General features: G+C 77.2%; 9 protein-coding genes. 5 read left to right on the top strand and 4 right to left on the bottom strand.

What is annotated here, in order from left to right; genetic code table 11:
* The first annotated feature begins 90 nt into the window (after positions 1–90).
* Together IH44_RS0136800 and IH44_RS0136795 are read left to right on the top strand one after the other, a co-directional pair.
* Positions 91–1,221: a VWA domain-containing protein gene (locus tag IH44_RS0136800; RefSeq protein ID WP_030464193.1), complete on the top strand. Its 1,131-nt coding sequence runs from the start codon at positions 91–93 to the stop codon at positions 1,219–1,221.
* Complete coding sequence (locus tag IH44_RS0136795) at positions 1,218–3,302, top strand: hypothetical protein (RefSeq protein ID WP_030464192.1); 2,085 nt, start codon at positions 1,218–1,220, stop codon at positions 3,300–3,302. The genes IH44_RS0136800 and IH44_RS0136795 overlap by 4 nt, the downstream gene beginning before the upstream one ends.
* Positions 3,303–3,335: 33 nt before the next feature.
* On the opposite strand, the gene IH44_RS0136790 is transcribed toward IH44_RS0136795, so the two are convergent.
* Complete coding sequence (locus IH44_RS0136790) at positions 3,336–3,878, bottom strand: hypothetical protein (RefSeq protein ID WP_051818075.1); 543 nt, start codon at positions 3,876–3,878, stop codon at positions 3,336–3,338.
* Positions 3,879–4,103: 225 nt separating this feature from the next.
* Between IH44_RS0136790 and IH44_RS0136785 the strand changes: the two genes are divergently transcribed.
* Positions 4,104–4,523, top strand: coding sequence for a YciI family protein (locus tag IH44_RS0136785; RefSeq protein WP_030464190.1), 420 nt, complete (start codon positions 4,104–4,106; stop codon positions 4,521–4,523).
* Positions 4,523–5,833, top strand: coding sequence for an RNA polymerase sigma factor (locus IH44_RS0136780; protein ID WP_232795239.1), 1,311 nt, complete (start codon positions 4,523–4,525; stop codon positions 5,831–5,833). The genes IH44_RS0136785 and IH44_RS0136780 overlap by 1 nt, the downstream gene beginning before the upstream one ends.
* Positions 5,834–5,882: 49 nt before the next feature.
* Here the strand turns inward: IH44_RS0136780 and IH44_RS0136775 are convergent, their stop codons facing one another.
* The 3 genes from IH44_RS0136775 to IH44_RS0136765 form a co-directional block, all read right to left on the bottom strand.
* Positions 5,883–7,595, bottom strand: coding sequence for a GAF domain-containing sensor histidine kinase (locus IH44_RS0136775; protein WP_030464188.1), 1,713 nt, complete (start codon positions 7,593–7,595; stop codon positions 5,883–5,885).
* Between the two features lie 149 nt (positions 7,596–7,744).
* Positions 7,745–8,503 (bottom strand): RimK family alpha-L-glutamate ligase, encoded by a 759-nt coding sequence (locus tag IH44_RS0136770; protein WP_369795044.1) that lies wholly within the window; start codon positions 8,501–8,503, stop codon positions 7,745–7,747.
* Entirely contained in the window at positions 8,500–9,381 is an 882-nt protein-coding gene (locus tag IH44_RS0136765; protein WP_030464186.1) for a RimK family alpha-L-glutamate ligase, read from the bottom strand. Before IH44_RS0136765 ends, IH44_RS0136770 begins: the two co-directional genes overlap by 4 nt.
* A 252-nt stretch (positions 9,382–9,633) precedes the next feature.
* Here IH44_RS0136765 and IH44_RS0136760 point away from each other — a divergent pair.
* On the top strand, positions 9,634–10,258 hold a 625-nt coding region (locus tag IH44_RS0136760; protein WP_030464185.1), incomplete at its 3' end, for an AAA family ATPase.

Below are 10,258 nucleotides of genomic sequence, written 5' to 3'. Positions count from 1 at the left end.
CCCGAAGACACCGGCCCCTCCCCCGCGTCCCCGTCCTCCCCCGCGACCCCGTCCTCCCACCTCCCCGACGAGGGCCTCGAACGCTGGCGCCTGATCCTCGGCGCGCCCGCCGAGCGCTGTACCGGTCCGCTCGACGGGCGGGCGGCCGCGCAGGACGCCGCGCTGGAGTGGCTGTACGGGCGCGACCCGGAGGCGGGACGGCGCGGGGTCCGGCGTTCCGGCGGCAGCGGGCGCGGCGGTTCGCGGCACGGGGGCTCGCGGCACGGGGGCGACGGGCCGTCCGTGGTGACGCCGGTGGACTGGCTGGAGGACGTGCACCGGCTGTTCCCGAAGGAGACCGTGGAGCGGCTGGAGCGGGACGCGGTGGAGCGGTACGGCATCGACGAGATCGTCACCGACCCGGAGGTGCTGTCCCGGGTGGAGCCGAGCCCGGCGCTGCTGCGCGCGGTGCTACGCACCAAGCACCTGATGAACCCCGAACTCCTCTCCCTGGCCCGCCGGTTGGTGGAGGCGGTGGTGCGCGAGCTGCTGGCCCGACTGCGCCCCGAGGTGCGCCGGGCGTTCACCGGGGCGCGGGCGCCGGGCCGCAGCCTGGTCCCGCTGGCCCGGAACTTCGACTTCCGGTCCACGGTGCGGGCGAACCTCGCGCACTACCAGCCGGAGCAGCGGCGGCTGCTGATCGAGCGGCCGTACTTCCACTCCCGGACGCGGCGCACCCTGGAGCGGTGGCAACTCGTGCTGCTGGTCGACCAGTCGGGCTCGATGGCCGGGTCGGTGATCCACTCCGCGGTGACGGCGGCCTGCCTGTGGAACCTGCCGGGGCTGCGCACCCACCTGGTGGCGTTCGACACCTCGGTGGTCGACCTGACCGAGGACGTGAGCGACCCGGTGGAGCTGCTGATGCGGGTGCAGCTCGGCGGCGGCACCGACATCGCCCGGGCGGTGGACTACGCGGCCGGGCTGCTGGACAACCCGCGGCGCAGCATCGTGGTCCTGGTGTCGGACTTCTTCGAGGGCGGCGACACCGGCCGACTGCTGCGCGGGGTGCGGACGCTGGTGGAGCAGGGCAGCACGGTGCTCGGGCTGGCCGCGTTGGACGAGGAGGCGGAACCGGTGTACGACCGCGAACTGGCGGCCCGGCTGGTCGGGTTGGGGGCGCACGTGGGCGCGATGACACCGGGCGCGCTGGCCGCGTTCGTGGCGGAGAAGGTGGGCCGGTGAACGCCCGGGCGGACCTGCTGGCGCTGGACGCCGACACGCTGGCCGCGCTGGCCAACCGCGGCCTGGTGAAGCGGGCGGCCCGCGAACTCGACTCGGGCGCCGGGGCCTCGGTGTCCCTCGACGCGGCCGGCGAGGTCACGGCCGCGTTCCCGGACGGCAGCCGGGCGGCCCTGCCCGCCGGAGTCCCGCTGGAGGCGGGGACGTGCAGCTGCCCGGCCCCGGGCGTCTGCCGCCACCTGGTGGGCCTGGTCCTCGCCTACCAGGCCCAGGCCCAGCCGCAATCCGCATCCGAGTCCTCGTCCGAATCCGCACCCGAATCCGATTCCGCACCCGGGGCAAAGGCGACCGTCCCGCCTCCGGAGCCCGAACTCCCGTGGTCTCCGGCCGAGTTCGACGACGCGGCGCTGCTGGCGGCGTTCGGCCGCCCGGCCCTCGCCGCGGCCCGGCGGGCCTGGGAGCGGGGGGTGCGGGTGACGGTGCAGCGGATGGACGCCGCGCACCCGGCGCCGTCGGTGGAACTGCCCAGCTGCACCGTCCGCTTCCCCGTCCCGCGCAGCCTGAACTTCGCGCTGAGCGGGGCGACCGCGGCCCGGCACGGCGAGCTGGTGACGCTGGCGGTGTGGGCGTTCCGGGCGGCGGACGAGGACGGCACGCCGTCCGGTTCGGCACGCACCGCGGGCGGCCCGAAGCGGGCGGATGCCGGGACGGCGGCGACGGCAACGGCGACGGCGACGGCGACGGCGACGGCGGACCGGGCGCAGCCGGCTCCCGCAACGGCAACGGCGACAGCGACGGCGGCGGTGGCGGTGGCGGCGCTCACCGAGGAACTGCTGCGCACCGGCACGGCCCGGACGGGTCCGGTCCTGCTGGCCCAACTGGCCCGGGTGGAGGCCGAGTTGACGGCGGTGTCGGCGCACTGGCCGGCCGCCGCGGCGGCCGAGCTGCGGGTGCAGCTGGCGGCGTACGCGGACCGGGACACCCGGCACGACCCGGACCGGGTGGCCGAGTTGCTGGTGGAGCTGCGGGCCCGGTTGCGGGCGGCGGACCGGGCGTTGGCGCTGGGCACCGGGGAGAGCGCGGTCACCCAGCTGCGCCGGACCCGGCTGGTCGCGCTGGGCTGCCGGGTGTCGGCCGGCCGGGGCGGGGCGGAGCGGTGCACGGAGCTCTACCTGGCGCAGCCGGACGCCGGGATCGCCCTGGTGCTGCGCAAGCGGTGGGCGGTGCCGGAGGGACGGCCGGGCACGGGCGCGGAGTTGGCGGGGCGGCGGCTGCTCGGGCACTCGGTGCGGGCGCTGGCCGGGTCGAACCTGGTCAGCGAGTCGGTCTCGCGCAGCGCGGGCCGGGCCGTGACGGTGGAGCGGGGCCGGATCGCCTCGACCAGCGTCACGCCGCTCGGCGACGCCTGGGCGTCGCTGCCCGCGCCGCTGCTGCTGCACGACGCGGCGGCCCGGCTGCGGGCGCTGGGCGGGCGTCCGCCGCGGCCGGTGCGGCCCCGGATCGAGGCGGAGAACGCGCACGTGCTGGCCGTGGCGGAGGTCGGCCCGCTGGGCTACGACCCGGCCCGGCAGCGGCTGGAGGCCGTCCTGCGGGACGCGGCGGGCACGGAGGTGCGGCTCTCCGCCGAGCACGACGTGCTCTGCCCGGGCCGGATCGACGCGCTGGCGGCGGCCCTGGAGTCCGGCACGGTGACGCACGTCAGCGGCCTGCTGCGGCCGGAGGCGGGCCGTCCCGTCCTCGACCCGCTGGCGGTGCGCACGGCCGCCGGGCCGGTCCACCCGGACCTGGCGGCCGAGACCGACCCGCACCCGTTCACCGCCCTGCCCCCGGCCGCCGCCGACCCGCTGGCCGCGGCCCTGACCGCCGCCCGCACCGCGCTCGCCGAACTCGCCCGCACCGGCCTGGACGCCGCCCTCCCGCACCAACTGGCCCCGGCCGCGGCCGCTCTGCGCCGCACCGGCCTGCGCACCGCCGCCGCCCTGCTGGACGCCCTGGCCGCCGACCCGTCCCCCGACCGCTGGACGGACGCGGCGCTCCACCTGCTCACCGCCCTCGACCTGCACCGGGAGGAGGCTCGGCCCTGAGCACCCCGGCCGCGGGCCGAGTCTGAGTGCCGGTCAGTACCGGACGGTGGCCGGGGCGGCGCAGCGGGTGGCGCCGTCGTCGGCGAAGTGGCCGACCTCGACCCGGTAGGCGCCGCTGTCGGCGGCGTACCCGGTGAAGCCCACCGTCAGCAGGCTGGGGTGGCCGTCGACGGTCCGGGTGAAGCACAGGCCGCCGTCCGGTTCGTCCGGGTCGGGCTGGTGGTGCCAGCCGTCGGCGAGGGCGGCGGTGCGGTAGAACTCCCGCACCCGCTCGCGCGGGCCGGCGCCGGTGTAGCTGCCGGCGGCGTACGCCCAGGGGACGCCGGAGTGGTCGGTGAAGCAGCCGGACTCGGTGACCGGGCCGCTCCGCCCGTCCCGGTCGGGGCTCCCGGGGGCGGGGGCGGCGCCGGCGGGCAGGTCCAGGGCGGTCATCGCGGTCTCCATGCTGCGCACCCGGTCGCCGGTGCCCCGGCAGCCGCGTCCCGGCGCGGACTCGTCGAGGACCCCGAACGCGTACCCGCCCGCCGCCACGGCGCCGATCACCGTCACCGCGCCCCACCGCACGACCCGCTTCACCGCTCGGCTCCCCTCCCCCGCGCCCGTCCGGATGATCATCGGCGCGGAGGTCCGGAGCCTACCGGAAGCCGCCGGGCGGCCGGTGCGCGAGGAGCCGCGGGGAGCTTCGGGGAGCCGCGGGGAAAGCGGAAAACTTTTCCGGTTCCGGTGTCGATCCGGGTCCGCGCCGTTCGACCTTGGGATAGAAGGGGTCGTGAGAAGGCCCCCCGAGCGAGGAGAACGACGATGGCGAAGTACATGCTGATCATGCGGGCGACGGACGAGACCATGGCCAAGATGGGGGAGACGCCGTTCGAGGAGATGCTCGAAACGGTGGGCCGGTTCAACGAGCAGCTGATCCGGGCGGGCGTGCTGGTGGCCGCCGAGGGGCTGGACGACCCGTCGCAGGGCGTGGTGGTGGACTACGACGGCGAGGTGCCGGTGGTCACCGACGGTCCGTACGGGGAGACCAAGGAGCTGTTCGGCGGCTTCTACCTGATCGACGTGGCCTCGAAGGAGGAGGCCGTGGAGTGGGCGAAGCGGCTGCCCGCGATGCCGGGGGCGAAGTGCGAGGTGCGCCGGGTGCCGAGCATCGACGAGTTCCCGCAGGACAACGAGTGGGTCGCCATGGAGCGGGCCTGGCGCGAGCGGACCGGCCAGCTCTGATGCCCTCCACCCACGACGGCCCGCCGGTGACGGAGTCGGCCCGGCGGGCCGTCGCCGCGGTCTGGCGGATCGAGTCCGCCCGGGTGGTGGGTGCGCTGGCCCGCTGGGGCGGGGACTTCGCGCTGGCCGAGGACGTCGCGCAGGAGGCGCTCGCCGAGGCGCTGGTGGCCTGGTCGCGCGACGGCGTGCCCGCCGAGCCGGTGGGCTGGCTGCTGACGACCGCGCGGCGGCGGGCGATCGACGCCTTCCGCCGCCGCGCGGCGCTGGACCGGCGCTACGCCCTGCTGGCGGGCCCGCTCGCCGAGGGCGAGGCGCACGCGGGGGCGGCGCCCGGCGGCGGGCAGGCGGACGACCTGCCGTGGGACCCGGACCGGATCGACGACGACGTGCTGGCGCTGGTGTTCACCGCCTGCCACCCGGTGCTCGCGCCGGAGGCCCGGGTGGCGCTGACGCTGCGGGTGGTGAGCGGCCTGTCCAGTGAGGAGATCGCCCGGGCGTTCCTGGTGCCGGTACCGACCGTGCAGGCCCGGATCACCCGGGCGAAGAAGACGATCGCCGCGGCCCGCGTCCCGTTCGGGCTGCCGCCCGCCGAGCAGCGGCGCGAGCGGCTGGGCGCGGTGCTGAGCGTGCTGTACGTGGTGTTCACGGAGGGGTCGACCGCGACGGCGGGCGAGGACCTGCTGCGCCCGGACCTCGCCTACGAGGCGCTCCGGCTGGCCCGGACGCTGGCGGCCCTGCTGCCGGGCGAGGGCGAACCGCAGGGCCTGCTGGCGCTGTTCGAGCTGACGGCGGCCCGCTTCCCGGCCCGGACCGGGCCGGACGGGGAGGCGGTGCTGCTGGAGGACCAGGACCGCACCCGCTGGGACCGCCCCGCGATCCGGCGCGGGCTGGCGGCGCTCGGCCGGGCCGCGACGGCCGGGCGGGGCCTGGGCCCGTACGGGCTGCAGGCGTCGATCGCGGCCTGCCACGCGGTGGCGCCGTCGGTGGCGGAGACCGACTGGGAGCGGATCGTGCTGCTCTACGAGGCGCTCGGCCGGGTGGCGCCGTCCCCGGTGGTCGAGCTGAACCGGGCGGTGGCCGTCGCCATGGCGAGCGGCCCGGCCGAGGCGCTGGCCCTCGTGGACGAGCTGCTCGCCGCCGACCGCCTGCCCGGCTCGCACCTGCTGCCGGGCGTCCGCGGCGAACTGCTCACCCGCCTGGGCCGCACCGCCGAGGCCCGCACCGAGCTCGAACTCGCCGCCCGCCTGTGCCGCAACGCCCGCGAGCGGGCCGTGCTGCTGCGCAAGGCGGCGGCACTGGAATCCCCCTGACGGTCCGTCAGAAGCCGGCCGGGGAGCCCGGCTTATTCCTGACGGACCGTCAGTGTCCCAGCGGGACCGTCCAGTTGAGGACGGTGCCGCCGGTCGGCGGGTTGGTGACGGCGAGGGTGCCGCCGAGGGCGCGGGCGCGTTCCTCGAGGTTGCGCAGGCCGCTGCGGCGGCCCTGGGCGGGGATGCCGACGCCGTCGTCCTGGACGGTGAGGGCGACGTGGCCGCCGGCCGCCTGCAGGGCGACCTCGACCCGGCCGGCCTTCGCGTGCCGGGCGGCGTTGCTGAGCGCCTCGCCGAGGACGGCGACCAGGTGGTCGGCGACGGCGGGCGGCACGTCGGTGTCGAGCAGGCCCTCCATGCTGAGGCGGGGTGCGAAGCCGAGGGCGGCCTGCGCCTCCTCGACCACGTGCACGGCCCGGGCCCGCAGGCCCTGTCCGGCACCGGCCTCGCGGACCCGCAGCCCGAAGATCGTCGAGCGGATGATCTTGATGGTCTCGTCCAGGTCGCCGACCGCCCGCAGCACCCGGTCGGACGCCCCGGGGTGGTCGATGAACCGGGACGCGCTCTGCAGCGTCATGCCGGTGGCGAACAGCCGCTGGATGGCCAGGTCGTGCAGGTCCCGGGCGATCCGGTCGCGGTCCTCCAGGACGGCCAACTGCTCGGCGTCGCGCCGCCGTTCGGCCAGTTCCAGGGCGAGCGCGGCCTGGTCGGCGAAGCCCAGCAGCGGGTCGATCTCGCGCTCGGTGAACTCCGGCTCGCCGCTGCCGCGCACCAGCAGCAGCACCCCCTCGGTGTGGCCCTCGGCCCGCCCCAGCGGCACCGCGACGGCCGGGCCCATGCCCGCGAAGCGCGGCACGCAGCCGGGGAAGCGCGGGTCCCGCGCCAGGTCGTGCGAGGTCACCGGGAAGCCGGTGGCGCAGGCCGCGCCGGAGATCGTGCCGGCCGCCCGCACCTCCACGCCGACCCGCCCGTCGACGTTCCCGCCGAAGGCCAGCTCGACCCGCAGCTCGGCGCCGCCGGGCAGCGCGGTCAGCACGTCGGCCAGTTGCGCGCCGGAGATGTCGCAGGCCCGCTGGGCGATCAGCTCGACCACCTGGGTGCGCGAACTGCCGGACAGCAGGCGGCGGTTGATCTCGGCGGTGGCGGTCAGCCAGCGCTGCCGGCGCTGCGCCTCCTCGTACAGCCGGGCGTTGTCGATGGCCACGCCGGCGGCGACCGCGAGGGTGGCGATCACCGACTCGTCGTCGTCGTCGAACCCGGCCGCGCCGCGCTTGTCGGTCAGGTAGATGTTGCCGAACACCTCGTCGCGCACCCGCACCGGCAGGCCGAGGAAGGTCCGCATCTCGGGGTGGTGGGCGGGGCAGCCGGTGGACGCCGGGTGCGACGTGAGGTCCTCCAGCCGCAGCGGCTGCGGGTGCCGGATGAGTTCGCCGAGCAGGCCCTTGCCGGTCGGGTAGGGGCCGATCCGGGCGATCTCCTCCTCGGTCAGACCGACGGTGATGAACTGCGAGAGCGTGTCGCCGTCCGGGCCGATGATGCCGAGCGCCGCGTACTCGGCGTCGGCGAGGACGGCCGCGGCCTCCACGATCCGGCGCAGCACCTGGGTCAGCTCCAGCTCCCGGCCGACCGACAGCACGGCCTCCAGCAGGCTGTGCACCCGGTCCCGGGTGCCCCGGGCCACGTCGATCCGGGCCTGCAGTTCGGCCAGCAGCTCGTCCAGCCTCAGCTGCGGGATCCGCGACCGCGGTTCCTCCTCGCGCACCGCGCTCCTCCTCGTCCGTGGCTCCGCCGCGCACCGATTCTCGCAGACGCCCGCGGCCGGGCGGACCGACGGGGTGGGCCCGCGGCAGGGCCCGCCGGCCCGGAACCGGCAGGTCACACGGCAGGTCACGGCCGGCGGGGTGGCGGCGCTCAGCGCCCGGCGGTGCGCAGCACGAGCGCGGCGAGCGCCTCGGGGGCGCCGGGCTGGAGGCGGACGCCGGGGAAGGCGTTGACGTCGACGGCGACCGGCCCGTCCGGGCCCGGCAGCAGGTCGACGCCGTACACCTGGAGTCCGAACGCCGTCCCGGCGGCCAGCGCGATCCGCCGCTCCTGCGGGTCGGGCGCCCAGGGGCGGCGCTCCGGGCCGCCGGGCTCCAGTTCGGAGCGGCGCTGCTCGGCGAAGACCTGCCCGCCGACCACCCACACCTTGCGGTCCCAGCCGTCGCCGGCCACCGGCCGCTGCAGCAGCACCGGTTCGTCCGGCCAGGCCCGCGCGAGCGCGTGCCACTGCGCGGGGGTGTCGGCGCGGGCCACCAGGTCGTCCTTGCGGCTGTGCCGGCTCTTCACCACCACCGGCCCGGGCCAGCCGAGTGCGGCCAGGACGCCGCCGCCCAGGGTGGGGGCGAACGGCAGTCCGGCGGCCCGGGCGGTGCGCTCCATCCAGTCCCGGTCCTGGCAACGGGCGGTGACGGCGGCGGAGTTGAGCACCGGCGTGCCCGCCCGCTCGTACGCCTCGGCCCGGCGCAGCGACCGGGCGTCGCGGGCCTTGAGCAGCACCACGTCGGCCGGCTCGTCCGGACCGGCCGTCAGGTGCCCGTCCTGTTCCAGCAGGCGCAGCGCCCCGGCGAGCAGCGGGTGGCCGGGTTCGCGGGCGACCAGGGCGATCCGCAGCGGCCGGGGCGGCGTCACCGGGCGGCCCGGGCGTCGGGGACCCCGGCGTCGGTGAGCAGCGGGCCCGCGCCGGGGGTCGGCCAGGAGGAGCCGCTGCGGGCGAGCCGGACCACGGCGTCGGCCACCCGCTCGACGGCGCGCGGCACCTGGCGGAAGCTCGGGAAGTCGTTGATGTCGACGACCACCGGCCCGTCCGGGCCGACCAGCACGTCCAGCCCGTACAGGTCGAGGCCGAACACCTCGCCGACCTGCGCGGCCAGCGCGGCGACCTCGCGCGGCAGCGGGACGGGGCGCTCCACGGCGGGGTGGTGCGGGTGCAGCGGCGAGGTGCGCCGGGTGGCGAAGAACTCGCCGCCCGCGCAGTACACCTTCAGGTCGCAGCCGTCGTTGGGCACGTACGGCTGGGCGATCAGCAGGCCGCCGTCCGCGGGCGCGGCCAACTCGGCGAGCTGCTCGGGCCGTTCGACCAGGTGGACGGCGCGCCCCGAGGACCCGTCGGCGGGCTTGACGACCAGCGGGTAGCGGTCCGCGTCCACCGCGGCGAACGCGGCCGGGTCGGCGGCGGCCCAGGTCCGGGGCATCGGCAGGCCGTGCAGCGCGGCGACCACCGCGGTCTGCGCCTTGTCGCGGACCGGGCGGATCGCCCGGGCGTCGTTGACGGTGGTCAGGCCGGCCGCGGCGGCGGACTCCAGCAGGCCCAGGCCCGGGCCGCCGGAGACGGTCTTGAGCACCCACGCGTCGTGCGCGCCGGTGCGCACCAGCTCGGCGAGGTCGAGCAGGTCGGCGCCGGGCCGCAGCACGTCCACCCGGTGGCCGGTGGCCCGCAGGTGCTCGACCACGGCCAGCGGCATCCCGTCGTTGCGGTAGTGCTCCTCGACCAGGAAGCAGAACCTCATGTGCCCCCACCCCTTTTCCCACTGATCCCCTGCGCCCCCGTCGGTCTCCCCCGGGGCGAATCGCATCCGCCCACCCTGCCATGGATCATCCGCCGCATTTCACCCAGGGTGTCCGGGAACGGAAACAGCCGCGTCACAGCTGCACCGCCGAGGGGCTGGAACCGACTTCCCTGGGCATGACGTTCACATGACGCCCCCTTGGCAGACCCTTTGGCAGACCCTTTGACCGGCAGACCCCTTGAGGAGGACCGTGTGCCCCCGCAGCTGCGCCCGCACGCCCGGCACGACCTGACCGGCCGTCCCGCCCCGGCCCGGCTGGCCTACCCGGCGGACGACGTCCTGGTGGTCTCCGGGCTGCCCGGCAGCGGCAAGAGCACCCTGATGCGGCGCTGCGCCCGCGCCCGGGTGATCGACTCCCAGCACACCCGGGCGCGGTTCGCCCGCGCCCTGCCCGGCGTCCCGTACGCGCTGTACCGGCCGCTGGTCCGGCTCGCCCACTACCTGCGGCTGCGCGCGGCGGTACGGGCCGGCGGCCCGCTGGTCGTCCACGACTGCGGCACCCTGCCCTGGGTCCGCCGCGCCCTGGCCCGCGCCACCGCCCGGCAGGGCCGCCGCCTGCACCTGCTGCTGCTCGACGCCACCCCCGCGCAGGCCGCCGACGGCCAGCGCCGCCGCGGCCGCCGGGTCTCCCGGTACGCCTTCGCCCGCCACCGCCGCTCCGCCGCCACCCTGCGCGCCCTGGTCACCGCCGCCGGTCCGCTGCCCCCCGGCGTCGCCTCCGCCGTCCTGCTCCCCCGCACCGCCGCCCCCCGCCTCACCGCCATCGAGTTCACCCCCGCCCCGGCCCCCGCTCCCGTCCCCGTCGCCGTCCCCGTAC

Source organism: Kitasatospora sp. NRRL B-11411 (assembly GCF_000721345.1).
GTDB classification, from domain to species: Bacteria; Actinomycetota; Actinomycetes; order Streptomycetales; family Streptomycetaceae; genus Kitasatospora; species Kitasatospora cineracea.
Note: the sequence above shows the minus strand (reverse complement) of the source record. Positions and strands in the feature narration are given on the sequence as shown.

What these genes read in the sequence shown, in the direction of transcription:
- IH44_RS0136785 (WP_030464190.1), top strand. Translation starts at nt 4,104, where the DNA reads ATGGCGAAGTACATGCTGATCATGCGGGCGACGGACGAGACCATGGCC.
- IH44_RS0136780 (WP_232795239.1), top strand. Translation starts at nt 4,523, where the DNA reads ATGCCCTCCACCCACGACGGCCCGCCGGTGACGGAGTCGGCCCGGCGG.
- IH44_RS0136765 (WP_030464186.1), bottom strand. Translation starts at nt 9,381, where the DNA reads ATGAGGTTCTGCTTCCTGGTCGAGGAGCACTACCGCAACGACGGGATG.